The sequence below is a fragment of the Citricoccus zhacaiensis genome (genome assembly GCF_014645315.1).
Taxonomy (GTDB): Bacteria; Actinomycetota; Actinomycetes; order Actinomycetales; family Micrococcaceae; genus Citricoccus; species Citricoccus zhacaiensis.
Genome location: NZ_BMLQ01000009.1, coordinates 96,919 through 122,920, shown reverse-complemented (window position 1 = coordinate 122,920; position 26,002 = coordinate 96,919). Strand labels below are relative to the sequence as shown.

Here is a 26,002-nt window from a genome sequence, read left to right as displayed (position 1 = left end):
CGATGAGCAAGGACCGCACCCGATCGATCAACGCGCTCACCGCCCTGGCGCGGACCAACGAGCTGGGCCTCGATGCCCGCAGAAAGCTCACCGGCACCCAGATCACCACAGCCTCCCGGTGGCGGGCCCGCCAGGAAGAGCTGTCCCTCTCGATCGCCCGTGCTGAGGCCATCCGGCTGGCCACACACATCCTGGACCTCGAGGCACAGCTGACGGCCAACGAGAAGCAGCTGGATGAACTCATCAAGGCCAGCGACGCCGCGCCCCTGCTGAAGGAGAAGGGCTTCAAAGCGATCAGCGCGGCGAAGTGCCTCACCGCATGGTCCCACCAAGACCGAGTCCGCAACGAGGCAGCATTCGCATCCCTGGCCGGAGTGAATCCCATCCCGGCCTCGTCAAGCAATACCGTCAGGCACCGACTGAACCGAGGCGGAGACAGGTCCTTGAACAGCGCCCTGCACATGGTTGCGGTCACCAGGATGACCCATGACCCCGAAACCCGTGAATACGTGGAGAAACGACGGAACGAGCAACGCACCGACAAGGAAATCCGCCGCTGCATCAAACGCTACCTAGCCCGCCGCGTCTACCGGACCCTCAACACCTCAGCCACAGTCCCGACCGCGGCTTGACAGACATAGAAGAGTCCCGAAGTCGACTGAAAGCGGGCCGGGGGCGAAGATGGAGGCATGGCACGAAGTGAATCGCGGGTCCGCGTGGTCAGGGTCAAAGCCGGGGAGCGTGACGCCCGGGCGGACGTGCTGGCGGCCGAGGAGCCCCTGGAGATCCGGGTGAACGGCCGGCGGCTGGCGGTGACGATGCGCACGCCCACGGAGGATTTCTCCCTGGCCGTCGGCTTCCTGCTCAGCGAGGGGCTGATCGGGGCCGCCGACGAGGTGCATTCCGTCCGGTACTGCGGCCGCGACTTCGGCCCGGGAGCGGAGGAGACCGACAACACCGTGGACGTCGTCCTGCGGCCCGGAGTCCAGGCCCCGGCGCCGGAGATGGAACGCCAGGTGCTCATGTCCAGCGCCTGCGGCCTGTGCGGGCGGACCAGCATCGAGAACGTCCGCACCCAGTCCCGGTTCCCCGTGGACGGCGACCCGATGCAGGTCACCGAGTCCTTCATCCTGCGGATGCCCGAGGTGCTGCGCGAGCGGCAGAAGGTCTTCGACCGCACCGGGGGGCTGCACGCCGCCGGCCTGTTCAACACCGCGACGGGCGAACTGGTGGCGGTGCGTGAGGACGTGGGCCGCCACAACGCCGTGGACAAGGTCCTCGGCTGGGCCCTGCTGGAAGGAATGCTGCCCCTGTCCGGGCATGCCCTGATGGTCTCCGGCCGGGCCAGCTTCGAGCTCACCCAGAAGGCCATGATGGCCGGGGTGCCGATGCTCGCCTCCGTCTCCGCGCCGTCGTCGTTGGCGGTGGACCTGGCCCGTGAGGCCGGGATGACGCTGGCCGGCTTCGTCCGCGGTGACCGCTTCGTCATCTACGCCGGGGAGCAGCGGATCCTCCCCGACCCCGCAGAGCAACTGGAGGCCGAAAGTGCACCCGACACGCTGGCGACACGCCGGTAGCGTGGGGCGCTTTCGACCTCCAGTTGTCAGGGGTGGGGTCAGCCAGCGGCGTCCGCCTGGCGTGCGGCCAGGGCGCGGACCATCTCGTCGCGGGACTCGGCCACCGTGCGGGACAGGGCGGCCTGCGTGCCCCGCGAGCGCTCCACCAGGGCGTTCGCGGCGTCAATGGTCTCCTGGGAGACCTGGGCACCCGGGAACAGCCCGATCGCCGCGGACTCCGCCATCTCGTGCGAACGCGAGGCCCACAGCTCCTCCACACCCGCGAAGAACTCGGCGGCGAACGGGGCCAACAGGGCCGGATCGTGCACGCGGTTGAAGCCGAGCAGCACGTTGCGCTGGGTCATGTTGGACAGTTCCCCGCTCACCACCTGGTCCCACGCCGTGCGCTTGGCCTCGGTGGTGGGCACCGCGGCGCGAGCCTGGGATGCCGCCAGGGCACCGGTGGCGGTGGCATCGGCGGCCTCCGCGGCAGCGATCTCCGCCTCACCGGCGCGGCCCCCGGCCACGAGCCCGGTGAGCATCTCCCACTTCAGGTCCGTGTTCAGGTCCAGCCCGTCCAGTGACTCGGTGCCGGCCTGCAGGGCGGCCAGCGTGTGCAGCTGCCGCTCCGAGCGGGCCGCCGCCGCGAACGCCTTGATGAACTGAAGCTGGTTGTCCGAGCCCGCCTCGGCATTCCGGGCCAGGTCCAGCAGACGGTCAGCAGCGGAAACACGCAACTGCACAGCGTGCTCGGGCGCGGCGTACTGGGACAGCGTGGTGGCCAGCTGGCGCAGCAGGGTCTGCACCACGGAGGAATCGCGTTCGTGGCCGATATTGGTCAGCACCAGGTCCGTGAACCAGCCGGCCGTGGCCTCGGCGTCACGGACGGTGTCCCAGGCGGCACCCCACAGCAGGGTGCGCGGCAGGGACTCCGCCACGTCCTTCAGGTGGGTGGACACGAAGGCCCAGGAGGCGTCGTCCAGGCGGATCTTGGCGTAGGCCAGGTCGTCGTCGTTCGGCAGGATCAGGTCCGGGCGCCGCTGGCCTGCTGCTTCCATGATCTCGGTGACCTCGCCGGCCACATCGAGTTCGAACCGGTGGGCGCGCACCAGCCGTCCGGAGTCGTCGGCGGAGTAGAAGCCCACGGCCATGCGGTGCGGACGCAGTACGGCGTCCCCTGGCTGGTGGTCTCCCGGTGCTGACTGGCGCAGGCGCAGGGAGGTGATGGCGCCGGCGTCGGGAATTCCGCCGTCAGTGGTGCCGGAGCCGGACGCCCCGGCGGTCTCGACCTCCACGGACAGGGTGTTCACCCCCGAGGTCTCCAGCCACAGCCGGGTCCATTCGGCCAGGTCGCGGCCGGAGGAGGCCTCGAGCTCGCGCATCAGGTCCGGCAGCTCGGTGTTGGACCAGGCGTGCTTGCCGAAGTACGCGCGGACGCCGGCCATGAAGTTCTCCTGGCCCACCCAGGCCACGAGCTGGCGCAGCACGGAGGCACCCTTGGCGTACGTGATGCCGTCGAAGTTGACCAGGACATCGTCCAGGTCCCGGATCTCGGCCTTGATCGGGTGCGTGGTGCTCAGCTGGTCCTGCTTGTAGGCCCAGTTCTTCTCCATCGCGGAGAACGTGGTCCAGGCCCCGGTGTAGCGGGTGTTCTCCGCGGCGGAGAGCGTGGACATGAACTCGGCGAAGGACTCGTTGAGCCAGAGGTCGTTCCACCACTTCATGGTCACCAGGTCGCCGAACCACATGTGGGCCAGCTCGTGCAGGATCGTGATGGCGCGGCGTTCCACCATGGCCTCGGTGACGGTGGAGCGGAAGACATAGTTCTCCAGGAAGGTCACGGCGCCGGCGTTCTCCATGGCACCGGCGTTGAATTCCGGCACGAAGAGCTGGTCGTACTTGGCGAACGGGTACGGGGTGCCGAACTGGGCCTCATAGAACTCGAAGCCCTGGCGGGTCAGTTCGAAGATGTTCTCGGCATCCAGGTACTCGAACAGCGAGGCGCGGCAGTAGGCGCCCAGCGGGATCGTCCGGCCGTCCGAGCTGGTCAGCTCCGAATGGGTGGACCGGTAGGGACCGGCGATCAGTGCGGTGATGTAGGAGGAGATCCGCGGGGTGGGCTCGAAGGTCCACGTGGAAACCCCGTCCCGCGCGCCCTCGGCGGGGGCCGGCTGCGGAGTGGGGGAGTTGGAGACCACGGCCCAGTGATCGGGGGCGGTGATGGTGAAGGCGAACGTGGCCTTCAGGTCCGGCTGCTCGAAGACCGAGAACATGCGGCGGGAGTCCGGGACCTCGAACTGCGAGTACAGGTACGTCTCCCCGTCCACCGGATCCACGAACCGGTGCAGGCCCTCACCGGTGTTCATGTAGTCGGCCAGCCCGTCCACCATCAGCACGTTCTCGGCCGCCAACGGTCCGATGGCGATGCGGGTGCCGTCGAAGGCCTCCGCCGGCAGGACCTCTCCGTTGAGGGTGACGGTCGGCGCCTGGGTGGAGACGAAGTCGATGAACGTGCTGGTGCCCACCGCCGCCTCCGCCGCGGAGAAGGTGACGGTGGTCGCCGAGCGGAAGTGCTCGCCGTCGAGCGTGAGGTCCAGGTCGATCTCGTAGGAGTCGACTCTCAGGGCTGCGGCACGCTCCGCGGCCTCGGTGCGGGTGATGTTCAGAGTGGGCACGGGGCCTCCGGTCGATCGGGAACGGACAGTGACGACGGCGGTGCGGATGCCATCGGGCGGACAGGACCAGCAGGCACCCCGGTGTGAAGCGAATGCTGGATAACCGGTCCAGGGAATATTGTGCCACCGGACACACCCCTGCGGGTAGGGGAACCGCCCCGGTAGGCTGGTCGCTGGTCCCGACCGTATCCCACCGCATCGCCACGGCCGGACGAGAATCCGCCAGATGCCGACAGCAGGAGCAGACCCATGCGCGTGCACATCGCCACCGACCACGCCGGCCTCGAGCTGAGCGCCCACCTCATCGAGCACCTCACGGCCGCCGGATACGAGATGGTCGACCACGGACCCCAGTCCTATGACCCGCAGGATGACTACCCGGCGTTCTGCATCAACGCGGCCGCCGCCGTGGTGGTGGACCAGCAGTCCGGGGTGGAGGCGCTCGGGATCGTCCTGGGCGGTTCCGGCAACGGCGAGCAGATCGCCGCCAACAAGGTCCGCGGCATCCGCGCCGCCCTGGCCTGGAACCTGGACACCGCCCGGCTCGCCCGTGAGCACAACGACGCCAACGTCATCGCCGTCGGCGGCCGGCAGCACTCCCTGGCGGAGGCCACGGCCATCATCGAGGCCTTCCTGGCGGAGCCCTTCTCCGGCGACGAGCGCCACGTGCGCCGCATCGGCAAGATCGCGCACTACGAGCAGACCCGCGAGATCGTCAGCTGACGGCGGCCTGACCCATGCCCGAGGGCCATTCGATCCACCGTCTCGCCCGGCAGTTCTCCGACGTCTTCGCCGGTGAGCGCCTGCGGGTGAGCTCCCCGCAGGGCCGCTTCGCCGCCGGCGCCCGCCTGATCGACGGGGCCACGCTGACGGCGGCGCGGGCCCACGGCAAACACCTGTTCCTGGATTTCGAACAGGACTCCGGCACCGCTCTCGTCCTCCGCGTCCACCTCGGCCTCTACGGTGCCTGGAGCTTCGGCGGCGATGAGACGTTCCGCGGGGCCTCCAGCATCGGCGCGCCACGCAGGATGGGGGAGACGGACACCTTTGACGCTCCGGCGGCACCTGCAGACACGGCAGCGGACACGGCACCGCACACCCCAGCGCACGACGCCGGCGCCGCACCCGCGTACGCCGGCCCACCGGCACCGGTGGGCCAGGTCCGCGTCCGATTGGTCTCCGCCCACGGGTGGGCGGATCTGCGCGGCCCGAGCGCGTGCGAGGTGATCACGCCGCCCGAGGCGGCCGCCGTCGTCGCCCGCCTGGGACCGGACCCGCTGGTGCCCGGCACCGGGCCGGAGGAGTTCCTGCGGCGGGTGTCCGGCCGCGGGGTGGCGCTCGGTCAGCTGCTCATGGACCAGAACGTGTTGGCCGGGGTGGGCAACATCTACCGTGCCGAGTCCCTGTTCCGGCAGGGGATCGACCCGTACCTGCCGGGGCGGGCGCTGGGGCGGGAGGCAGGCAGTGCCCTCTGGCAGGATCTCGTGGCGTTGATGAACGACGGCGTCCGGGACGGCAAGATCATCACCACGCGCCCCGAGCACCGCAGCTCGAAGGATGAGCGCGGCCACGCGGCTCCGGTGTGGCCGGACAACGCGTACTACGTGTACCAGCGGGACGGGATGGACTGCCGGGTCTGCGGGTCCACGGTCCGGCTGGCCGAGATGCAGGCGCGCAAGCTCTTCTGGTGCCCGGGCTGTCAGGTCGCGGGGTGAACGACGGGGCGACTGACGGGTGGAGGGCGGCGATTCCCGGTGATCGAGAGAATTCCCGGTGATGATCAGCGGGAATTCTCAGGATCGTCGGGACTATCGTCGGGACTGTCGGGACTATCGCCGGGATCGGGGGAGCGGTTCCGGGCGACCAGCTCTGCGCCGCGGCGGTACAACGCCTCCCGCACGGCCGCAGGCTCCTGCACCTCGATGCCCGGAACCTGCAGGAGCTGTGCCACGGCGATGTCCTGGTGCTCCATGAGCAGGTCCAGCTCCAGCCGGTCGCCCTCCTCTTGGCGCACGGAATCCAGCGCCGCGTCGATGCCCGGCCCCGGGACGGCCGCCCGCAGGGCTTCGAGGGACGCCAGCGGGACGGACAGGCGGACCGGAAGGCTCTGGACGGAGGCCTCGAAGGAGGTTCGACTGGCCTCCCAGTAGGTCGCGAGGGAGAAGCCCTCCGGCCGCCACGCCGCCTCTGCCTGGATCTCGGCGGAGACAATGCGGGACAGGCGATAGGTCCGCGGCCGGCGACGATGTGCCGCCACGAGGTACCAGACGTCCGTCTTGAGGACGAGGCCGAGCGGGTCGACCAAGCGGAACCCCCGGCTGTGGTCGATGATCAGTCGCCGACCGGACCACACCGCCTGGGAGACCAGCGGCAGGAACGCGGGCCGCTCCGGCTCGGCGAACCACCGCTCATGGTCGATGAGGAAGCGCTCGTTGACGGAGCCGATGCCCGGATCCCGGGCCGTCCTGGTGCCCAGCATCTTCAGCCGGGCGGTCTCGAAGTGCGGGTGCAGACCAAGATCGCGGGATCCGGCCTCGCCGATCAGCAGCGCCTGAAGCTCGGACGCCGTCATCCCGGTGACGGGTGAGGACCACCCCTCCACCAACCCGACCCCGCCGGCGGGGCCCGTGCGGGTCCACACTGGGACGCCAAGCTGGTGCAGCGCCGTCAGGTCCCGTTGGATGGTGCGCGTGGAGACCCCGTGGTGGTCGGCGAGCTGCCGGACGGATGTCTGTTGACGGCGTGACAGGTCCATCATGATCGCCAACAGCCGGGTGGTGCGCATGAGGCAATCTAACCGATTGACGACATGGGATGTCATGAATAGGCGGAAGCATGGAAGCGCAGGCACTGATCGAACGCGAGAAACGGAGTGCAGACAGCCATGGCGATGAAACCAGCCGAACCAACGGACGGAACACGTCCGGCAGAACCAACCGAACGAACGGGAGCAACGGAGTCGGCAGGGCAACGCCCCCGGGTCCTGCAAGGGAGGATCGCCCTGGTGGCGGGGGCCACCCGTGGTGCCGGCCGGGCCATCGCCCTGGAACTGGGCCGGGCCGGGGCGGTCGTCTACTGCACGGGCCGGTCCACGGCTGGCCGACCCTCGGACTATGGGCGGCCGGAAACGGTCGAGGAGACCGCCGGCCTGATCCGGGCTGAGGGCGGGACGGCCCATGCCGTGGTCGTGGACCATCTCGACGTGAGCGCCGTCCGTGAACTCGTGACGCGGATCGACCGGGAGCAGGGCCGGCTGGACATCCTTATCAACGACATCGGAGGAGAGGCCTACGTGGAGTTCGGCATCCCGCTGTGGGAGTACGACCTCGACGACGGTATGCGGCTTTTCGACGCCGGCTTCCGCACCCATCTGCTGACCAGCCACGCCGCCTTGGGCCTGCTGATCCGCCACCCCGGGGCCCTGGTGGTGGAGACGACCGACGGGACCCGGGACTACAACCAGGGCCACTTCCGGGAGACCGTGTTCCTGGACCTCGCGAAGACCGCTGTCGACCGGCTGGCCTTCGCCGAGGGACACGAGCTGAAAGCACACGGGGGTACGGCGGTCTCCGTCTCAGCCGGATGGTTGCGCTCGGAGATGATGCTGGATGCCTTCGGCGTCACCGAGCAGACCTGGCGCGAGGCGGCGGCAGCCAACCGCGGGAAGACCGACGTGGTCCCGCCTTACGAGTTCGTGATCTCGGAGACCCCCGCCCTGCTCGCCCGCGGCATCGTGGAGCTGGCGGCCGATCCGCAGCGGGATCAGTGGAACACCCGGTCCGTCAGTTCCTTCGAGCTGGCCCGGCACTACGGCGTGACTGACGTGGACGGCTCCCGGCCGGACGCCTGGGGGTTCATCGCCGCGATGGACACGACGCCGTCCGCGGACCTGGCCGTGGAGGACTATCGGTGAGGCGGGGCCGGGTTGGGCGGCCCCGGGACTGGCAGCCCCGGGGCACCGGATCAGGCGTCCGACCCGGTATAGAAGCCGTAGGTGGCGTCAGCGGCACGGGCGGCCACCGTGGGATCCGCGCCGGCGGCCATGTGGGCGGTAGCCCAGCCGTCAGCAGCGCCGCGATAGAAACGCTTGCCCTCCTCGGTGACGGCCCAGGCCTCGGCCTCCTGGGGCGAGAGGGAGCCTTCGACGGCCCCGAGGTGCAATCCCAGGCCCAACAGGCCGCCGTCCCAGCCCACCCCGGTGGCACCGGGGCCGTAGGTGTCCCACATCCCCTCCGGGAGGTCTGCAGCGCGGGAGACGTGTTCGAGGACGAATCGCGTCGAGTCACCCTCGGCGGCCAGCCGCACGGTCACCCACGAGACGCCCCCTCCGAACTCCCAGGTGATCCGGTAGCGTGCCGTGCCGTCCGCGGGTGGGTCGCATTCGAGCACGGTGCCGCCGGCATTGCCCTCGAGCTGGTACTGGCCGCCGAGGCCGAGGTCGCCGCTGACCGGCAGGAACCAGCGGGCAATGCGATCGGCCGTGGTGACCGCCTCCCAGACGTCCTCGAGCCCTGCCGGGTAGGTCTGCTCAAGCGTTTGGACGTGTGAGGGTTCGCCGTCCCGGTCCTCGAGGGAGAGTCCGCGTGTGACAGCGGAGAGTTGATTCTGGATATCGACCATGTCATGACTCCTGATGGGATGGATGATGGTGTTCGGTGACGTCCGCGGTGGTCTCCGCTGCTGCACGCTCCGCCGCCTGCCTCCGCTGGCGCTTGCCTCGGGCCAGTTCAGTCCCCAGGGCATCCAGCCTCGGCCGCCAGAACTGCTCGAACGGGCTCAGCCAGTCGCTGGCCTCCCGGGGCCCTTGGGGGTCCACTGCATAGAGTCGGCGCGTGCCCTCGGGCCGCACAGTGGCGAACCCGTGATCACGAAGGACCTTCAACTGCTGCGAGACCGCCGGCTGGCTGATCCCGAATTCGGCCTGCACCTGGGTGCCGACCTCTCCGGCGCTGAGTTCGCCCCCGGCCAGCATCTCGAGGATGCGGCGCCGGACGGGGTCACCCAGGACATCGAGAGCGTGCATGAATCCATGCTTGCAGCGAGACTTATATAAGTCAAGGCTTAACCAATGACGTTCGAGCCTTAAACACGAAGGCCCCGGACGGATCCGGGGCCTTCGTGTTGCGGTGGAGGGGATGACGGGAATCGAACCCGCGTAGCCAGTTTGGAAGACTGGGGCTCTACCATTGAGCTACATCCCCACGGTGCCGGCCGGGATGGATGACCCGCAGGGGTCATCAGTCGAACGCAGCGAAGTTGATCCTATCAAGCAGTCCGTGTGAGCAGCAAAACAGACTCACGTCGGCGCGGCGCAGAGGTTCAGCCGGGGCTTGAATGTCGCAGAAATGCGGAGTATGGGGCCGTCATGCGTACACTGGTCTCTGGCCAGAAATGGCCAGGGCCGTCTGCGGGGTGTAGCTCAGCTTGGTAGAGCGCGCGCTTTGGGAGCGTGAGGCCGCAGGTTCAAATCCTGTCACCCCGACGTCATGGTCGCCCCGCTTGCCGGGGCGGCCTGATTCACCGGATGCCCGACGGCCGGGCCCATCCGCGCCATATAGACGAGACGATCAATCCACACAGGAGTCCCACGTGGTCAAGAGCACCGCAGAAAACCTCAGCCCGACCCGGGTCAAGCTGGACGTCGAGGTCCCCTTCGAGGACCTCAAGCCGCGCCTGGACCAGGCCTACAAGACGGTGGCGAACCAGATCCAGGTCCCCGGCTTCCGCAAGGGCAAGGTTCCTGCGCGCCTCATCGACCAGCGGGTCGGCCGTGGCTACGTGGTGGAGACGGCCGTCAACGAGGGCCTGAACGACTACTACCAGGAAGCCCTGGCCCAGACCGAGACCACCCCGATGGCCCGCCCCGAGGTCGAGGTCACCTCCATGCCCGGTGTTGACGGTGAGGCCGAGGGCCCGCTGAAGTTCAGCGTCGAGGTGGACATCCGTCCCCAGGTCGAGCTGCCCGACTACAAGGGACTCAAGGTCACCGTCGAGCCGGCCGCCGCGTCCGAGGAGGACGAGCAGAAGGCCCTCGACGAGCTGCGTTCCCGCTTCGGCACCCTCAAGGCCGTGGAGCGCCCCGCCGCCAAGGATGACTTCGTCACCATCACCCTGACCGCCACGGTCGGGGACGAGCAGGTCGACCACGCCGAGGATCTGTCCTACCAGGTCGGTGCCGGCACCATGCTCGACGGCATGGACGAGGCCCTCGAAGGCCTGTCCGCCGGTGAAGACGCGGTCTTCGAGACCGTCTTGGCCGGTGGCGACCACTCCGGTGAGAAGGCCACCGTCAAGGTCGTCCTCGGCGGCGTCAAGGAGCGCGAGCTGCCCGAGGCCGACGACGACTTCGCCCAGCTGGCCTCCGAATTCGACACCATCGACGAGCTCAAGGCCGACCTGAAGGAGAAGGCCGCCGAGGGCGCCGTCACCGGCCAGGGCATCGAGGCCCGTGACAAGGTCCTCGAGGAGCTCGTGAAGCTCGTCGAGGTGCCGGTCCCGGACTCCGTGGTCAACGAGCAGATCGAACAGCACTTCTCCCAGCAGGGTCACTCCGAAGGCGACGAGCACGACACCCCGGAGCACCGCGCCGAGGTCGAGTCGAACGCCCGCGAGGCCTTCCGCAACGAGATCATCCTCGACAAGGTCGCGGACGCCGAAGAGGTCGGCGTGGACCAGGGCGAGCTGATCGAGTACATCATCTCCACCTCCCAGCAGTACGGCATGGACCCGAACCAATTCGCCCAGATGCTGGACCAGGCCGGCCAGGTGCCGATGATCATGGGTGAGGTCCGCCGCCGCAAGGCCCTCGCCAAGGTCCTTGAGTACGCCGTGGTCACCGACACCGCCGGCAACACCGTGGACCTGACCGCCTTCGTCACCCCGGGTGGCGAAGACGGCGCTGCCTCGGCCGACTCCGCAGACTCTGCCGAGTCTGCCGACTCCGCTGACTCTGCGGACTCTGCGGATTCCGCCCCGTCAGCCGATTCCCCGGCCGAGGCAGAGAAGACCCCCGCCAAGAAGGCCCCGGCGAAGAAGGCTCCGGCCAAGACCGCCGCCGCCAAGAAGGCCGAGGCAGAGGGAGCGGCGGACGCCGAGAAGGTTCCGGCGAAGAAGGCCCCGGCCAAGAAGGCTCCGGCCAAGACCGCTGCGAAGACGGCCGCCACCAAGGCTCCGGCCAAGACCGCTGCCGCCAAGAAGGCCGAGGCCGAGGGCGAGGAGAAGGCCCCAGCCAAGAAGGCTCCGGCGAAGAAGGCCCCGGCCAAGACCGCCGCAGCCAAGACCGCTGCCGCCAAGAAGGCCGCCGAGGCCAAGGACGCAGACACGGCCGAGTGATCGCCGAACCGCCGGCCGCCCGCCGGGACTGATCCCCACCGGATGGGCCGCAGCGGGAGTCGAACGCCCGGGCCGACCATGCACCATGCGTGGTCGGCCCGGGCGTTTTGGCGACCGGACCAGGGAGGCCGCTGCCGTCGTCGTCCATCCACGCCAACAGCGAACAGCCGGGTCAGGAGGGCGCGGGCGGCGCCGTTGGACAGTAGTCTCGATCCAAGACCAAGGCCGGACGTGTACCACCAGGTGCCGTCAGCGCATGTGAAGTCCATCTGAAGGAAGGCAGGGCGCCATGTCCGCATCGTCCACTGCTCCCCGTATGGCGTCGGTTGATCCGGCGGCCCGCGAGGACTACATCTACAACCGTCTGCTCAAGGAACGCATCATCTGGCTGGGCTCCGAGGTGATGGACGAGAACGCCAACGCGATCTGCTCCCAGATGCTCCTGCTCTCCGCCGAGGACCCGGAGAAGGACATCTACCTGTACATCAACTCCCCGGGCGGCTCCATCACCGCGGGCATGGCGATCTACGACACGATGAAGTACATCCCGAACGACACGGTCACCGTCGCCACCGGCATGGCCGCCTCCATGGGCCAGTTCCTGCTGTCCTCGGGCACCCCGGGCAAGCGCTATGCCACTCCGCATGCACGCATCCTGATGCACCAGCCCTCCGGTGGCATCGGCGGCACCGAGTCGGACATCCGCATCCAGGCGCAGCTGATCCTGCACATGAAGCAGGTCATGGCCGAGCTCACCGCGGAGCAGACCGGCCAGACCGTGGAGACCATCCTCAAGGACAACGAGCGGGACAAGTGGTTCACCGCAGCGGAGGGCCTGGAGTACGGGTTCTTCGACCACATCGCCGAACGTGCCGGAACCGTGTCCGGCGGCGGTGGCGTGGACAACTCCTGATCCGGCTCCGGCCGCCCCAGGACAGTCCTCCCCACCCCACAGACCCTTCGCCCAGGAGAAATCAGACATGAACCACTTCACCACGGGAACACCGACCGGAATGCCCTCCGGTGCCGGTCAGTCGGCGCCGAGCAACCGTTACGTCCTGCCCCAGTTCGAGGAGCGCACGCCCTACGGCTTCAAGCGCAACGATCCCTACGCCAAGCTGTTCGAGGACCGCATCGTGTTCCTCGGATCGCAGGTGGACGACGTCTCCGCTGATGACATCATGGCCCAGCTGCTCGTGCTGGAGTCGATGGACTCGGAGCGGGACATCACCCTGTACATCAACTCCCCGGGTGGATCGTTCACCGCGATGACCGCGATCTACGACACCATGCAGTTCGTCCGTCCCGAGATCCAGACCGTGTGCCTCGGACAGGCGGCCTCGGCCGCGGCCGTGCTGCTGGCGGCCGGAGCACCGGGCAAGCGCCTGGCCCTGCCGAACGCCCGCGTGCTGATCCACCAGCCGTCCATGGGTGGAGACCGTGGCACCGCCACGGACCTGCAGATCCACGCCGAGGAACTGCTGCGCATCCGCACCTGGATGGAGGAGACGCTCGCCATGCACACCAACAAGTCGGCCGAGCAGATCCGCCAGGACATCGACCGGGACAAGTTCCTCTCGGCCCAGGGCGCCAAGGACTACGGCCTGGTGGACGAGGTCCTCGAATCCCGGAAGATCACCCGTCCGCAGCTCTCCAACTGATCCGGTCCGGCGGGCGGACCTGCGACCGTGTGAGCGGTGGCAGGGATCGCCGGGGACCAGGTATCGCCCGACGGCGGCCCGCACCTGGACGTGTTCTGTCACGTCTGGTGTGGGCCGCCGTTGCAATCCACCGTCCTAACGTGTCCACCCCCTAAGCTGTAATGGCAGTACCCCGGGCAGCTACGTCTGGAGGCCCGACCCAATCGAGGAGATTCCCGCATGGCTCGCATCGGTGAAAGCGCCGACCTGCTCAAGTGCTCATTCTGTGGAAAGAGCCAGAAGCAGGTCCGGAAACTGATCGCCGGACCCGGCGTCTACATCTGCGATGAGTGCATCGAGTTGTGCAACGAGATCATCGAGGAGGAGCTCTCCGAGGTCGCGGAGACCGCCGAGGTCGAACTGCCCAAGCCCCGGGAGATCTATGACTTCCTCGAGGAGTACGTGATCGGCCAACCCGATGCCAAGCGGTCCCTCGCCGTCGCCGTGTACAACCACTACAAGCGCATCCGCTCCGGGCAGCAGTCCACGCAGGCCAAGAGTGACTCGTTCGCCGACCGCTCGGCCGAGGAAACCGACGAACTGGCGGACGTGGAGGTCGGCAAGTCCAACATCCTCCTCGTGGGCCCCACCGGATCCGGCAAGACCTACCTCGCCCAGACCCTGGCCAAGAAGCTCAACGTGCCGTTCGCCGTGGCGGATGCCACCTCGTTGACAGAGGCGGGCTATGTGGGCGAGGACGTCGAGAACATCCTGCTCAAGCTCATCCAGGCCGCTGACTACGACGTCAAGAAGGCCGAGCAGGGCATCATCTACATCGACGAGATCGACAAGATCTCCCGTAAGTCCGAGAATCCCTCCATCACCCGGGATGTCTCGGGCGAGGGGGTCCAGCAGGCCCTGCTGAAGATCCTGGAGGGAACCACCGCCGCTGTCCCGCCGCAGGGTGGTCGCAAGCACCCGCACCAGGAATTCCTCCAGATCGACACGTCGAACGTGCTCTTCATCGTGGCCGGTGCCTTCGCCGGACTGGACGAGATCATCTCCTCGCGTGCGGGTTCCAAGGGCATCGGATTCGGCGCGCCGATCAACACCATCGGCAAGCGGGACGTGTCCTACTCGGACGTCCGTCCCGAGGACCTGCTGAAGTTCGGCCTGATCCCCGAGTTCATCGGCCGGCTGCCCGTCATCACCACGGTGGACAACCTGGACCACGAACAGCTCGTCAACATCCTGACCAAGCCCCGGAACGCCCTGGTGAAGCAGTACCAGAAGATGTTCCTCATGGACGGCGTCGAGCTGCAGTTCGAGGATGAGGCCCTGGATGCGGTGGTCGAGCAGGCCGAGGAGCGGGGGACTGGCGCCCGTGGGCTGCGCTCCATCCTGGAGGAGGTCCTCAAGCCGGTCATGTTCGACCTGCCTTCCCGGGATGACATCGCCACCGTGGTCATCACCGGGGACGTGGTCCGGGACGGGACGGAACCCACGTTGATCTCCAGAGAGGTGCAGCGCAAGCGGCGCACCAAGTCGGCCTGACGGAATATCCCCGGCGGATGACCGGTTGTCACCCATAGGCCCCGTCATGTCCGGGGCAGTCCGCACACCCCCTATACCACCGTGCCGCCGGCCCCACCTGGCGGAAGCTCAGGAGGCATCCATCATGACCCAGACCGTTGAGTCCACGAACGAGTCGATCGCCACCGAAACCCAGACCGTCGACTTCTGGTTCGACTCCGTCTGCCCGTTCGCCTGGATCACCTCCCGCTGGATGCTCGAGGTCGAGAAGGTCCGCCCCATCACGGTGAACTGGCGCATCATGTCCCTGTCCGTCCTCAATGAGCACCAGGACCTGGACGAGGGCTACCGCTCCATGCTTGACCGGGCATGGCTACCCGCTCGAGCCGCGACCCAAGTCCAGGAGCGTCACGGCAACGAGGCCATCGGCGCCTTCTACACGGCCGTGGGCACCCGCATCCACAACGAGGGCCAGAAGGACTTCGAGGTCGCCGTTCGCGGGGCCCTGGAGGAGCTGGGTCTGGAGACCGAGGAAATCCTCGCGGCGGCCCGCACGGATGTGCTGGACGAGACGCTGCGGGCCTCCCACGCGGAAGGCATCGAGAAGGTCGGGGACGACGTCGGCACGCCGGTGGTCTCCTTCAACGGCACCGCCTTCTTCGGGCCGGTGATGACCCGCATCCCGCGCGGCGAGGAGGCCGGCAGGCTCTTCGATGCCTCCGTGACCCTCGCCGGGTTCCCCTACTTCTACGAGATCAAGCGGTCCCGCACCACCAGCCCCGAGTTCGACTGACCCTCGTCCGGTTCAACTGACCGGAGGCTGGCTGGGGTGCGCAGCGGGCGGGTTCAGCGCCCGCTGGCGATGCGTCCCGCGGCCCGGATCATCGGGATCTGCAAGGGCAGCCGTGCCAGCGTGACAGCCCGGATCCCGGGTGTCGCCTTCCGGGCACGCCACGCGTGGTAGAAGTTCCCGGGCCACACGGCGAGGAAGAGCACCTGCGCGCCCCGGCCGCCCGCGCGTCGGGTCGCCGGCACGGCGAGGAGTCCGGCGACGGCCAGTTCCGCCACGCCCGAACCGTAGGTCCAGGGACGGGCTGAGCCGGGTAGGGCGCGAGGGATGAGTCCGTCGAAGGCGCGAGGCCGCGCGAAGTGCAGGACGCCCATGCCCGCCAGCGCCGTGGCCATCACGATCGGTGGTGTCATGCCGCCCAGCGTACCGCCGGTCGACCGCTGGCGTCGGCGCTCAGGCCCAGCATGTGGGTGGACGAGTCCCCACGGCGGCTCTGCTGTCCGTGACCGGCCGCTAGGAGGCCGGGACCTCCTCGGGTGCAGCCAGTTCCACCTGGGAGACCTCGATGTCGGCTTCCCCGTCCGGATTCCCGGCCAGCAGCGTGAGTTCGCGGACGTTGCCCGCGGCCTTGAGATCGGCGAGCCCGCCGCGCAGAGAACCGAGGCGGTTCTCCGGGGCGGTGACGACGGCGGCGAGCACCTCGGTGCGCTGCTTCACCTTCGCCTCGGACTTGGCCCTCCGGATGCCACCGAGGGCGAGGGCGACCGCGGCCAGCACGTCGGCGGTGGCGCCGGCGGAGGCGGCCTCGATGCCGGCGATCTCCTCGGCCCGGCCCGGCCACGGGGCACGGTGTACGGAGCCGGTCCGCCACCAGCCCCAGACCTCGTCCGTGGCAAAGGGCTGGAAAGGTGCCAGCAAGCGCAGCAGGGCGTCGAGCGTGGTCGCCAGGGTCGCCAGCACGGAGGCCTGCTCGGCCTCGCCGTGGCCGCCGTAGGCGCGGTCCTTGATGAGCTCCACGTAGTCGTCCGTGAACTGCCAGAAGAAGGATTCCGTCAGGTTCAGCGCCCGGGCGTAGTCGTACGTCTCGAAGGCCCGCGAGGACTGCTGGACGGTGTCGTACAGGCGGACCATCAGGGCCTTGTCCAGCGGGTTGGTGATGACCGCGGCATCGTCGGCAGAGCGCACCACGTTGTCCACCGAGGCACCGAGGTTCAGGGCGAACTTCGAGGCGTTGAGGAGCTTGATCGCCAACCGTCGGCCGATCTTCATCTGCGCCACCTCATAGGCGGTGTCCGCGCCGAGCTTGGCGGAGGCCGCCCAGTACCGGACCGCGTCGGAACCGTACTCGTCCAGCACATCGGTGGGGACCACCACGTTGCCCTTGGACTTGGACATCTTCTTCCGGTCCGGATCCAGGATCCAACCGGACAGGGCGGTGTGGTTCCACGGCACCGAGTCGTTCAGGGCCTCGGCCCGGACCACGGTGGAGAACAGCCACGTGCGGATGATGTCGTGGCCCTGGGGCCGCAGGTCGAATGGGAAGACCTTGCCGAAGAATTCCTCGTCCCGGCTCCAGCGCCCGACGATCTGCGGGGTCAGCGAGGAGGTGGCCCAGGTGTCCAGCACGTCCGGGTCACCGGTGAAGCCACCGGGCACGTCCCGCTGGGTCTCGTCGTAGCCGGGAGCGGCCTCGGCCACCGGATCCACCGGCAGCTGGTCCTCGGCGGGCACGATCGGATGCTCGTAGTCCGGTTCGCCGGAGGCGTCGAGCGGGTACCAGACCGGGATCGGCACACCGAAGAACCGTTGGCGGGACACCAGCCAGTCGCCATTGAGACCCTCCACCCAGTTCTCATAGCGGGAGCGCATGAACTCGGGATGCCAGGACAACTGGCGGCCCCGGGCGAGAAGCTTCTCGCGGCGTTCGGCGTCCCGTCCGCCGTTGCGGATGTACCACTGGCGGGAGGAGATCACCTCGAGCGGCTTGTCGCCCTTCTCATAGAAGTTCACCGGGTGGGTGATCTTCTTCGGCTCGCCGTCCACCAGCTCGGCCTCGGTCAACGCGGTCACCACGGTCTCCTTGGCGGAGAACACGGTCTTGCCGGCCAGCTTCTCGTACTCGGCGCGGCCCGACTCGTTGGTGATCCATTCGGGGGTCTCGGCGTGGAAGCGGCCGTCGCGGCCCACCACGGTGCGGGTCGGCAGGTTCAGTTCGCGCCACCACGTGACGTCGGTGAGGTCGCCGAAGGTGCAGACCATGGCGATGCCGGAGCCCTTGTCCGGCTTGGCGAGCCCGTGGGCTCTGACCTCGACCTGGACCCCGAACAGCGGAGAGGTCACGGTCTGGCCGAACAGCGGCTGGTACCGCTCGTCGTCGGGGTGGGCCACGAGGGCCGAGCAGGCCGGCAGCAGCTCGGGACGGGTGGTCTCGATGAAGACCTTCTCACCGGCCGCGGTGAAGAACGGGATGCGGTGATAGGCGCCGGGCACCTCGCGGTCCTCAAGTTCGGCCTGGGCCACGGCGGTGCGGAAGGTGACGTCCCACAGCGTGGGGGCCTCGGCCATGTAGGCGTCCCCGGAGGCCAGGTTGCGCAGGAAGCCGCGCTGGGACACGGCGCGGGAGGTGTCGTCGATCGTCCGGTAGGTCAGGGACCAGTCCACGGACAGGCCGAGCCGCGTGAACAGATTCTCGAAGACCTTCTCGTCCTCGACGGCCAGTTCCTCGCACAGCTCGATGAAGTTGCGGCGGGAGACCACGTCCCAGTCCCGCTGGTTCTTCGCGGGCTTCTCCGGCGGCTGGTACCCCGGGATGTAGGGCTTGGTCGGATCACAGCGGACGCCGTAGTAGTTCTGCACGCGGCGTTCCGTGGGCAGGCCGTTGTCATCCCAGCCCATGGGGTAGAAGACGTTCTTGCCGTTCATGCGCTGGTAGCGGGCCAGCACGTCGGTCTGCGTGTAGGAGAACATGTGCCCCACGTGCAGCGATCCGGAGGCGGTCGGCGGCGGGGTGTCGATCGAGTAGACCTGCTCCCGCGTGGTGTCGGCCTCGAAGGCATAGGTGCCCTCGGCCCTCCACCGGTCGGAGAGCTTGTCCTCCAGCCCCTCCAGGGCGGGGCGGTCCGGAACGGTCACGGCAGGACTGGTGGACGCGGTGGTGGAAGCGGGCGTGTCTGTGCCCGGGATCTGTTCAGCCATGGTCCCGATTGTCCCACGGGCCTTCCGGCTCTCCGAACCGGTCACGCGGGACGGCGTGATGGCGGGTCGAGGGATCCCCGCCTACCGTGGGGCCATGTCCACCTCACGCAGCAGGGCCGGCACCAATTCCGGCAGTCAGCACGGCAGCACCCCGCCGCAGATCCGCATCCGCCGCGTCTACGAGGCCCCGGACGGCGGCTACCGGGTCCTGGTCGACCGGATCTGGCCGCGGGGGATCGCCAAGGCAGACCTCGAACTGGACGAATGGTGCAAGTCCGTGGCCCCCTCCAACCAAGCCCGCAAGGACTTCCACCACGATCCTGACCGCTTCGCGGACTTCACCCGGCGCTACGAGGCCGAGCTGGAGGCCACGGGACGCCCTGGAGACCATGGAGAGCCCGACGACGGCGGCGCACCGGCCGTCGACGCGCTCCTGGAACGCTGGGCGGACTCCCGCAAGGACGGCGCGAAGGACCTTGTGCTCCTGTATGCGGCCAAGGACCCCGAGATCAACCATGCGGTGGTGCTGTGCCGGTTCCTTCAGGACAAGAGCAGCGGCACAGACCAGCCACGCCATCAACGCCGTCAGTCCCACGAGAAGGACCCATCATCATGAACCCCTCCAGCACCGGCACCAGCACCAGCACCGGCACCGGCAACAGCACCAACCTCGGTCACAGCATGACCAGCTCCGCACCGGCCGGGGCCGAGCGCACTGACCGGGTGGAGCTGGCGCGGCGCCTGGTCAACGAGTTGGGACCTGAGCTCACCCCGGGCGCCGTCAGCATCGACCCGGGCGTCGTGGCGGGCCATGCCGCGGACCAGGCACCCTTCGGCGCGGTGGGCGATGCACTGGCCCTGGTGCGGGCCCGTTCCGTCCAGGACGTCCAGGCGACGCTGCGGTTCGCGTCCCGGCTCGGTATCCCGGTGGTGCCCCAGGGCACCCGTACCGGCATCTCCAGTGGTGCGAACGCCGTGGACGGGTGCATCCTGCTCTCCGTCGAGCGGATGGACTCGATCCTGGAGATCAACACCGGCGAGCAGACGGTGACCGTGGAACCCGGGGTCATCAACCAGACCCTCAAGGAGGCCCTCGTGCCCCACGGTCTGGCGTACCCGCCGGATCCCGGCTCGGTGGCGATCTGCTCCATCGGCGGGAACGTGGCCACGAACGCCGGCGGTCTGTGCTGCGTGAAGTACGGGGTGACACGGGACTACGTCCGGGAACTCAAGGTGGTGCTGGCTGATGGCACGCTGACGCGGCTGGGGCACCGGACGGCCAAGGGAGTGGCCGGACTGGACCTCGTCGGCCTGTTCGTCGGCTCGGAGGGGACCCTGGGCGTCGTCGTGGAGGTCACGTTGCGGCTGGTGCCGCTGCTGCCGCCCCCGTTGACGGCCGTGGCGGCCTTCCCCACGGAACGCGCGGCCGCCTCCGCCGTGGCCGCTTTCATGGCCACGGGCGCCCGCCCCTCGATGCTGGAGTCCCTGGACCGCCATGCCATCACGCTCCTCAACGAGTTCGGTGACTTCGGACTCGATGCGGAGGCCGGAGCCCTGCTGCTGATGCAGTCCAACGGGGACGGGCACCGGGAGGCCGCCGAGCAGGAGGTGGCTGCCTTCGCCGCGACGGCCGAACACCACGGCGCCCTGGACGTCGCGTTCAGCACGGATCCAGAGGACAGCGACGCCCTGGTGGCCACTCGGCGGATGGCCCAGCCGGCCTTCGAACGCCATGCGCAGACCCACGGCGGCGGACAGCTGCTGGACGATGTCTGCCTGCCACGGATGGCCTTGCCCGAGTTCTACGACCGTCTGGAGACCATCCGTGAACGGACCGGCCTGATGATCGCCGTGGTCGCCCATGCCGGTGATGGCAACGTCCACCCGTCCGTGTTCTTCGACGCGCAGGACCCGGATTCCACCCGTCAGGCCCATGAGGCGTTCGAGGAGATCATGGACATCGGCCTGCAGCTGGGCGGCACCATCACCGGCGAGCACGGGGTGGGATCGCTGAAGCGTGCCTGGCTGCCCCGGGAACTGGACGAGGGGAGCCGGCGGCTGCACCGGTCGATCAAGGACGCGGTGGACCCCGGTGGCATTCTCAATCCCGGCAAACAACTCGCCGAACTCTGAGCGTGAATAGAGTGGTGCCATGACAGGTGAGAAGAACACCCGACCGAACCGCGCCGCCGTCGTGACCGGGGCCTCCTCCGGCATCGGCCGGGCCACCGCCGCTCAACTCGCGGCTGAGGGCTGGACCGTCTACGCCGTGGCCCGCCGCGCCGAGAGGCTCGAGTCCCTCGCCGAGGCGGTGCCCGCGGGCACCGGCACCATCATCCCGGTGCCCGCCGACGTCACGGACGCCGAGCAGATGGCCAGGGCACGCCAGGTCGTCGAGGACGGCGGGGGAGTGGACACCGTGCTGTGCATCGCCGGCGGCGCGCAGGGTACCGACCGGGTGGCGGATGGCCGGGCGGGGGACTGGGACTGGATGTACCGCGTCAACGTGCAGGGCACCCTGAACACCACCCAGGCGTTCCTGCCCCTGCTCCGCGCCACCGGTCACGGCACCGTGCTGGTCCTGACCTCGACGGCGGCGCTCGCCAGCTATGAGGGCGGCGGCGGGTACAACGCAGCGAAGATGGCCCAGCACGGACTCGTCGGCGCGCTGCGCCTCGAGGAGGTGGACCACAACATCCGGGTGGTCGAGGTGCTGCCAGGATTGGTGCACACGGAGGAGTTCACGCTGAACCGCCTCGGCGGAGACCAGGAGGCGGCGGACCGTGTCTACGCGGGGGTGGAGAAGCCCCTCACCGCCGAGGACGTCGCGGATGTCTGCACCTATGCCGTCTCGGTGCCCCACCACGTCAACCTGGACCAGATCGTGCTGCGGCCCGTGGCGCAGGCGGCCAACTTCAAGATCATCAGAACGACGTAGGACCAAGTGAGGAACTCCAGCATGGCAGGACAGCACCGAGACCAGCCGACCGCCGCGGGCCTGGACGCCAGCAGGGACAGCGGCGCGGTGAGCACCACGGACACTGGCCACCACGGTGTGGACATCCCACGACTCCGGAAGGCTCTCGGCCTGGGTGCCGCCACCGGGATCGTCTCCGCCTTCCCCCTGTGGAAGATCCCGCGCAAGCCCCTGGCCCTGTGGTCCGGCGGCATCGCTGCCGCGGTGGTGACCGGTGGTCTGATCCTGAAACGGGACCAGTTCGAGCGTGAGGCCGCGGTGCAGGGCGAACCCCGCGCGGAGGTGTCCCGGGCTCGGCGCCTCGGCGCCCCCGTGGTCACGGGGGCCCTCTTCGGCGGGCTCATGGCCGGTTCCATGTGGCTGACCTCGGTCACGGACGAGTGGTCCGAGAATCTGATCGCCCGGCTGGGTGCGAAGCGGCCGCGGGCCACCTACGCCGTCCTCGCCGGGATGGGGACCGCGCTGATCGACTACTTCGACGATTCTCCGAGAAAGAGCGGGCAGGACGGGAAAGGCGCCGCAGGCGAGATGAGCGAGAAAAGAGCGTAGAATCAACGCCAGCAGCACCAACAGCACTGACCCGGCCATCACCGGCGAGCTTCCGGAAGAACAGGCACGGCACGCGCCAGCCCCAGTAGACCCGGACGGGTAAGCCCGTCACAGCAGTCATGAGCGGCCGATCTCGCCTCACGGGACCACCGGGGAGCGGGACGGCAAGCAGGGTGGTACCGCGCCGCCGTCGTCCTTGATCTCCGCGCCGGAGCTCGAGGACAACGCCAGGCGTCCTTGCAGGAAGACCAGACAGCACCACAGTCGACCCCTGCAAGGATGGCAACGCCCGTGTACCCCCTCGCCAGCTCGGATCCGAACGCCCAGTCCGGCACACCCTCCTCCCCGCGTTTCCCGGAGATCGAGGAGCGCGTCCTGAAGTACTGGGACGAGGACGGCACCTTCCAGGCCTCCATCGACGCACGGCCGGCCACCCACGAGGACGGCTCCGGCAACGAGTTCGTCTTCTATGACGGCCCGCCCTTCGCGAACGGCCTGCCCCACTACGGCCACCTGCTGACCGGCTACGTCAAGGACCTCGTGGCCCGCTACCAGACGCAGCAGGGCCGCCGGGTGGAGCGCCGCTTCGGCTGGGACACCCACGGGCTGCCCGCCGAACTCGAGGCCATGAAGCAGCTGGGCATGACGGACAAGGCCCAGATCGAAGCCATGGGGATCGACAAGTTCAACGACGCCTGCCGCGCCTCCGTGCTCAAGTACACGGACCAGTGGAAGGACTACGTCAACCGGCAGGCCCGCTGGGTCGACTTCGAGCACGACTACAAGACCCTGAACCCCGAGTTCATGGAGTCCGTGCTCTGGGCGTTCAAGGACCTGCACTCCAAGGACCTCACCTACCGCGGCTTCAGGGTCCTGCCCTACTGCTGGCAGGACGAGACCCCGCTGTCCAACCACGAACTGCGCATGGACGAGGACGTCTACAAGTCCCGCCAGGATCCCTCGGTCACCGTGGCCTTCCCGATCACCGGCCTGGCCGCGGACCCGGCGACCACGCCCGACGGCGGCGCTGACGCCGAGCTGGCGGCTCAGCTCACCGGGGTGCGCGTGCTCGCCTGGACCACCACCCCCTGGACCCTGCCGACCAACCAGGCACTCGTCGTCGGGCCGGAGATCACCTACGCTGTGGTCCCCGCCGGACCGGAGGCGGCGGAGGACATCGCCGGATCCTCGTATCTCCTGGCGCAGGAACTGCTGGGGGCGCACGCCAAGGAGCTGGGCTATCCCGACGCCGGCGCCGCCACCGAGGCGGTCCAGCGCACCTACCTGGGCTCCCGGCTGGGCGGTCTGGCCTACGAGCCGCTGTTCACGTACTTCACGGATGTGGAGACCTATGGCACCGAGCACGCGTGGCAGATCCTCGTGGACGACTACGTCACCACCGAGGACGGCACCGGAGTGGTCCACCAGGCCCCCGCCTACGGTGAGGACGACCAGCGGATCTGTGAGGCCCACGGCATCCCGGTGATCCTCTCCGTGGACGAGGGCGCGCGCTTCCTGCCCCTGTTCGGGGACGTGAACCGGGGCGGCGGCGTGCTCCAGGACATCGCCGGCGTGCAGGCCTTCGAGGCCAACCGGACCATCATCCGGGCGCTGAAGGCGGCCGGGAAGCTGTTCAGGGAGGCTTCCTACGAGCACTCCTACCCGCACTGCTGGCGCTGCCGGACGCCGCTGATCTACCGCGCCATCACCAGCTGGTACGTCTCCGTCACCGCGTTCAAGGACCGCATGGTCGAGCTGAACGAGGACATCAACTGGATCCCGTCCAACGTCAAGCACGGGCAGTTCGGCAAGTGGCTCGAGAACGCCCGGGACTGGTCCATCTCCCGCAACCGCTACTGGGGCTCGCCCATCCCGGTGTGGGAGTCGGACCATCCGGAGTATCCGCTCCAGGAGGTCTACGGCTCGCTGGCCGAGATCGAGGCGGCCTTCGGGCGGTTGCCGCGCAACGATCAGGGCGAGGTGGACCTGCACCGTCCCTGGATCGACGAGCTGACCCGGCCGCACCCCGACCCGGAGGCCGCCGCCGCCGGGGCCGTGATGCGCCGCGTGGAGGACGTGCTGGACGTCTGGTTCGACTCGGGCTCCATGCCGTACGCCCAGGTGCACTACCCCTTCGACTCGAAGGAGTGGTTCGAGACCCACAATCCGGCCGACTTCATCGTGGAGTACATCGGTCAGACCCGCGGCTGGTTCTACACCATGCACGTGCTGGCCACCGCCCTGTTCGACCGCCCGGCGTTCTCCAACGTCATCAGCCACGGGATCGTCCTGGGCTCGGACGGGCAGAAGATGTCCAAATCCCTGAAGAACTACCCGGACGTCTCCGAGGTCCTGGACCGGGACGGCTCCGACGCCATGCGCTGGTTCCTGATGGCCTCGCCCATCCTGCGCGGCGGGAACCTGGTGGTCACCGAGGAGGGCATCCGGGAGGCGACCCGCCAGGTCCTGTTGCCGGCCTGGAACGTGTGGCACTTCTTCAGCCTCTACGCGAACTCGGCACGCGGCCGGGCCGCGGACGGCACCGAGCGCCCGGACGGCTACCGTGCCGCGTTCCGCTATGAGTCCACGGACCCGCTGGACCAGTACATCCTGGCCGCCACCGGGCGCATGCTCCGCGAGGTCAAGGCCGGCCTCGACTCCTACGAGGTCTCCGACGCCACCGACGCCCTGCGCGTCTACATGGACACCATGACCAACTGGTACGTCCGCCGCTCCCGCCAGCGCTTCTTCGACGAGGACACCCAGGCGCTGGACGTGCTGTACACGTCCCTGGAGGCCTTCTGCCGGGCCGCGGCGCCGTTGATGCCGCTGGTGGCCGAGGAGATCTGGCGCGGACTGACCGGCGGCCGGTCGGTGCACCTGACCGACTACCCGGATGCCGCGCCGTTCTTCGCCGGCTTCGCCTCGGAGGCGGAGGCGCAGGCCCTGGTCGAACGCATGGAGACCGTCCGCCGCATCGCCTCGGCCGGCTCCTCGTTGCGCAAGGGAGCCAAGCGCCGCGTGCGGCTGCCGTTGCAGTCCCTGACCGTGGTGGTGCCGGATGCCGGCGGCCTGGCCGGCGCCTACACGGACATCATCATGGACGAGCTGAACCTGAAGTCCGTGGACCTGCAGGACGCCGCCGAGGTGTCCGCCACCGATTTCGGCATCAGCCAGTCCCTGGCCGTCAACGCCCGTGCTGCCGGCCCGCGCCTGGGCAAGCAGGTCCAGGTCGCCATCAAGGGTGCCAAGTCCGGTGACTGGTCCGTGGCCGAGGACGGGACCGTCGTCTCGGGCGGCATCGCGCTCATCGAGGGAGAGTACTCCCTCGAGACCACCGTCGGAGCGGCCGACGCCGGCGCCGCGGCTGCATCGCGCGCGGTCACCGTGGTGCCCGGCGGCTTCCTGGTGCTGGACACCTCGGTTCCGGCGGACATGGCCGCCGAGGGCACGGCGCGCGACGTGATCCGGGCCGTCCAGGCCGCCCGCAAGGACGCCGGACTGGAGGTCTCGGACCGGGTGCGGACCGTGATCACGGGACCGGCCGCCGTCGTGCAGGCCGTGGATGTGCACCGTGACCTCGTCTCCGGGGAGACCCTGACGGTGGAGCTGGTGCTGGAGGACTCCGGGGCCGCGGATCCGCGCCAGGACCCCGCCGACGATGCGACCAAGACCGTGCAGGTGGCCGTGGCCAAGGCCGCCGCCTCCGTCTCGACCGGAAGTGACGCGTGAGCATGAAGGACCGCAAGAACCAG

Annotated in this window: 21 protein-coding genes and 2 tRNA genes; 16 read left to right on the top strand and 7 right to left on the bottom strand. The window is 68.7% G+C overall.

The window, feature by feature from the left end; all coding sequences use genetic code 11:
• Together IEX49_RS14365 and fdhD are read left to right on the top strand one after the other, a co-directional pair.
• Positions 1-632 (top strand): transposase (locus IEX49_RS14365; RefSeq protein WP_188806834.1); only part of this gene is annotated, 632 nt, incomplete at its 5' end.
• A 57-nt stretch (positions 633-689) separates the two neighbouring features.
• The gene (fdhD, locus tag IEX49_RS14360; protein WP_188806833.1) at positions 690-1,577 is read left to right on the top strand and encodes a formate dehydrogenase accessory sulfurtransferase FdhD; all 888 of its coding nucleotides are present in this window, start codon (positions 690-692) and stop codon (positions 1,575-1,577) included.
• Between the two features lie 38 nt (positions 1,578-1,615).
• Here the strand turns inward: fdhD and pepN are convergent, their stop codons facing one another.
• Complete coding sequence (gene pepN / locus IEX49_RS14355; RefSeq protein WP_188806832.1) at positions 1,616-4,231, bottom strand: aminopeptidase N; 2,616 nt, start codon at positions 4,229-4,231, stop codon at positions 1,616-1,618.
• A 249-nt stretch (positions 4,232-4,480) separates the two neighbouring features.
• Between pepN and IEX49_RS14350 the strand changes: the two genes are divergently transcribed.
• Together IEX49_RS14350 and IEX49_RS14345 are read left to right on the top strand one after the other, a co-directional pair.
• Entirely contained in the window at positions 4,481-4,954 is a 474-nt protein-coding gene (locus tag IEX49_RS14350; RefSeq protein ID WP_188806831.1) for a ribose-5-phosphate isomerase, read from the top strand.
• A gap of 14 nt (positions 4,955-4,968) precedes the next feature.
• Complete coding sequence (locus tag IEX49_RS14345) at positions 4,969-5,946, top strand: Fpg/Nei family DNA glycosylase (RefSeq protein WP_188806830.1); 978 nt, start codon at positions 4,969-4,971, stop codon at positions 5,944-5,946.
• A gap of 65 nt (positions 5,947-6,011) precedes the next feature.
• On the opposite strand, the gene IEX49_RS14340 is transcribed toward IEX49_RS14345, so the two are convergent.
• Positions 6,012-7,016, bottom strand: a complete 1,005-nt coding sequence (locus IEX49_RS14340; RefSeq protein WP_188806829.1) for a helix-turn-helix transcriptional regulator — start codon at positions 7,014-7,016, stop codon at positions 6,012-6,014.
• Between the two features lie 99 nt (positions 7,017-7,115).
• Here IEX49_RS14340 and IEX49_RS14335 point away from each other — a divergent pair, with 99 nt between their 5' ends.
• Entirely contained in the window at positions 7,116-8,144 is a 1,029-nt protein-coding gene (locus IEX49_RS14335; protein ID WP_188806828.1) for an SDR family oxidoreductase, read from the top strand.
• Positions 8,145-8,194: 50 nt separating this feature from the next.
• On the opposite strand, the gene IEX49_RS14330 is transcribed toward IEX49_RS14335, so the two are convergent.
• The 3 genes from IEX49_RS14330 to IEX49_RS14320 all read right to left on the bottom strand — a co-directional run bounded on the left by IEX49_RS14330 (position 8,195) and on the right by IEX49_RS14320 (position 9,432).
• The gene (locus IEX49_RS14330; protein WP_188806827.1) at positions 8,195-8,851 is read right to left on the bottom strand and encodes an SRPBCC family protein; all 657 of its coding nucleotides are present in this window, start codon (positions 8,849-8,851) and stop codon (positions 8,195-8,197) included.
• A 1-nt stretch (position 8,852) separates the two neighbouring features.
• A complete protein-coding gene (locus tag IEX49_RS14325; RefSeq protein WP_188806826.1) occupies positions 8,853-9,254 on the bottom strand; it encodes an ArsR/SmtB family transcription factor in 402 nt (133 codons plus the stop codon).
• Positions 9,255-9,358: 104 nt separating this feature from the next.
• A tRNA-Gly gene (locus IEX49_RS14320) sits at positions 9,359-9,432 on the bottom strand.
• 207 nt (positions 9,433-9,639) lie between these two features.
• Here IEX49_RS14320 and IEX49_RS14315 point away from each other — a divergent pair.
• The 6 genes from IEX49_RS14315 to IEX49_RS14290 all read left to right on the top strand — a co-directional run bounded on the left by IEX49_RS14315 (position 9,640) and on the right by IEX49_RS14290 (position 15,529).
• Positions 9,640-9,713, top strand: a tRNA-Pro gene (locus IEX49_RS14315).
• 107 nt (positions 9,714-9,820) lie between these two features.
• Positions 9,821-11,563, top strand: coding sequence for a trigger factor (gene tig / locus IEX49_RS14310; protein WP_188806825.1), 1,743 nt, complete (start codon positions 9,821-9,823; stop codon positions 11,561-11,563).
• Positions 11,564-11,879: 316 nt separating this feature from the next.
• Positions 11,880-12,476 (top strand): ATP-dependent Clp protease proteolytic subunit, encoded by a 597-nt coding sequence (locus tag IEX49_RS14305; protein WP_188806854.1) that lies wholly within the window; start codon positions 11,880-11,882, stop codon positions 12,474-12,476.
• A 67-nt stretch (positions 12,477-12,543) separates the two neighbouring features.
• Positions 12,544-13,224, top strand: coding sequence for an ATP-dependent Clp protease proteolytic subunit (locus IEX49_RS14300; protein WP_308421954.1), 681 nt, complete (start codon positions 12,544-12,546; stop codon positions 13,222-13,224).
• A gap of 219 nt (positions 13,225-13,443) precedes the next feature.
• Positions 13,444-14,757, top strand: a complete 1,314-nt coding sequence (gene clpX / locus IEX49_RS14295; protein ID WP_188806824.1) for an ATP-dependent Clp protease ATP-binding subunit ClpX — start codon at positions 13,444-13,446, stop codon at positions 14,755-14,757.
• A 124-nt stretch (positions 14,758-14,881) separates the two neighbouring features.
• The gene (locus IEX49_RS14290; protein WP_188806823.1) at positions 14,882-15,529 is read left to right on the top strand and encodes a mycothiol-dependent nitroreductase Rv2466c family protein; all 648 of its coding nucleotides are present in this window, start codon (positions 14,882-14,884) and stop codon (positions 15,527-15,529) included.
• Positions 15,530-15,582: 53 nt separating this feature from the next.
• Here the strand turns inward: IEX49_RS14290 and IEX49_RS14285 are convergent, their stop codons facing one another.
• The gene (locus IEX49_RS14285; RefSeq protein WP_229672735.1) at positions 15,583-15,939 is read right to left on the bottom strand and encodes a DoxX family protein; all 357 of its coding nucleotides are present in this window, start codon (positions 15,937-15,939) and stop codon (positions 15,583-15,585) included.
• Positions 15,940-16,039: 100 nt separating this feature from the next.
• Positions 16,040-18,721, bottom strand: coding sequence for a valine--tRNA ligase (gene valS, locus IEX49_RS14280; RefSeq protein WP_188806822.1), 2,682 nt, complete (start codon positions 18,719-18,721; stop codon positions 16,040-16,042).
• Between the two features lie 94 nt (positions 18,722-18,815).
• Here valS and IEX49_RS14275 point away from each other — a divergent pair, with 94 nt between their 5' ends.
• The 5 genes from IEX49_RS14275 to ileS all read left to right on the top strand — a co-directional run bounded on the left by IEX49_RS14275 (position 18,816) and on the right by ileS (position 25,979).
• Positions 18,816-19,337, top strand: coding sequence for a DUF488 domain-containing protein (locus tag IEX49_RS14275; RefSeq protein WP_188806821.1), 522 nt, complete (start codon positions 18,816-18,818; stop codon positions 19,335-19,337).
• Positions 19,334-20,854: an FAD-binding oxidoreductase gene (locus tag IEX49_RS14270; protein WP_229672734.1), complete on the top strand. Its 1,521-nt coding sequence runs from the start codon at positions 19,334-19,336 to the stop codon at positions 20,852-20,854. The genes IEX49_RS14275 and IEX49_RS14270 overlap by 4 nt, the downstream gene beginning before the upstream one ends.
• A 19-nt stretch (positions 20,855-20,873) precedes the next feature.
• A complete protein-coding gene (locus tag IEX49_RS14265) occupies positions 20,874-21,659 on the top strand; it encodes an SDR family oxidoreductase (protein WP_188806820.1) in 786 nt (261 codons plus the stop codon).
• 21 nt (positions 21,660-21,680) lie between these two features.
• Positions 21,681-22,247, top strand: coding sequence for a hypothetical protein (locus IEX49_RS14260; RefSeq protein ID WP_188806819.1), 567 nt, complete (start codon positions 21,681-21,683; stop codon positions 22,245-22,247).
• Between the two features lie 279 nt (positions 22,248-22,526).
• Positions 22,527-25,979: an isoleucine--tRNA ligase gene (gene ileS / locus IEX49_RS14255; protein WP_188806818.1), complete on the top strand. Its 3,453-nt coding sequence runs from the start codon at positions 22,527-22,529 to the stop codon at positions 25,977-25,979.
• Positions 25,980-26,002 lie beyond the last annotated feature (23 nt).

Bases quoted from the DNA above. Each gene is read 5' to 3' on its own strand.
- IEX49_RS14285 (WP_229672735.1), bottom strand. From the start codon at position 15,939: ATGACACCACCGATCGTGATGGCCACGGCGCTGGCGGGCATGGGCGTC.
- IEX49_RS14340 (WP_188806829.1), bottom strand. From the start codon at position 7,016: ATGCGCACCACCCGGCTGTTGGCGATCATGATGGACCTGTCACGCCGT.
- IEX49_RS14270 (WP_229672734.1), top strand. From the start codon at position 19,334: ATGAACCCCTCCAGCACCGGCACCAGCACCAGCACCGGCACCGGCAAC.
- valS (WP_188806822.1), bottom strand. From the start codon at position 18,721: ATGGCTGAACAGATCCCGGGCACAGACACGCCCGCTTCCACCACCGCG.
- ileS (WP_188806818.1), top strand. From the start codon at position 22,527: ATGGCAACGCCCGTGTACCCCCTCGCCAGCTCGGATCCGAACGCCCAG.
- clpX (WP_188806824.1), top strand. From the start codon at position 13,444: ATGGCTCGCATCGGTGAAAGCGCCGACCTGCTCAAGTGCTCATTCTGT.
- IEX49_RS14275 (WP_188806821.1), top strand. From the start codon at position 18,816: ATGTCCACCTCACGCAGCAGGGCCGGCACCAATTCCGGCAGTCAGCAC.
- fdhD (WP_188806833.1), top strand. From the start codon at position 690: ATGGCACGAAGTGAATCGCGGGTCCGCGTGGTCAGGGTCAAAGCCGGG.
- IEX49_RS14330 (WP_188806827.1), bottom strand. From the start codon at position 8,851: ATGGTCGATATCCAGAATCAACTCTCCGCTGTCACACGCGGACTCTCC.
- IEX49_RS14335 (WP_188806828.1), top strand. From the start codon at position 7,116: ATGGCGATGAAACCAGCCGAACCAACGGACGGAACACGTCCGGCAGAA.
- IEX49_RS14350 (WP_188806831.1), top strand. From the start codon at position 4,481: ATGCGCGTGCACATCGCCACCGACCACGCCGGCCTCGAGCTGAGCGCC.
- IEX49_RS14305 (WP_188806854.1), top strand. From the start codon at position 11,880: ATGGCGTCGGTTGATCCGGCGGCCCGCGAGGACTACATCTACAACCGT.
- IEX49_RS14260 (WP_188806819.1), top strand. From the start codon at position 21,681: ATGGCAGGACAGCACCGAGACCAGCCGACCGCCGCGGGCCTGGACGCC.
- IEX49_RS14325 (WP_188806826.1), bottom strand. From the start codon at position 9,254: ATGCACGCTCTCGATGTCCTGGGTGACCCCGTCCGGCGCCGCATCCTC.
- IEX49_RS14290 (WP_188806823.1), top strand. From the start codon at position 14,882: ATGACCCAGACCGTTGAGTCCACGAACGAGTCGATCGCCACCGAAACC.
- IEX49_RS14345 (WP_188806830.1), top strand. From the start codon at position 4,969: ATGCCCGAGGGCCATTCGATCCACCGTCTCGCCCGGCAGTTCTCCGAC.
- IEX49_RS14300 (WP_308421954.1), top strand. From the start codon at position 12,544: ATGAACCACTTCACCACGGGAACACCGACCGGAATGCCCTCCGGTGCC.
- IEX49_RS14265 (WP_188806820.1), top strand. From the start codon at position 20,874: ATGACAGGTGAGAAGAACACCCGACCGAACCGCGCCGCCGTCGTGACC.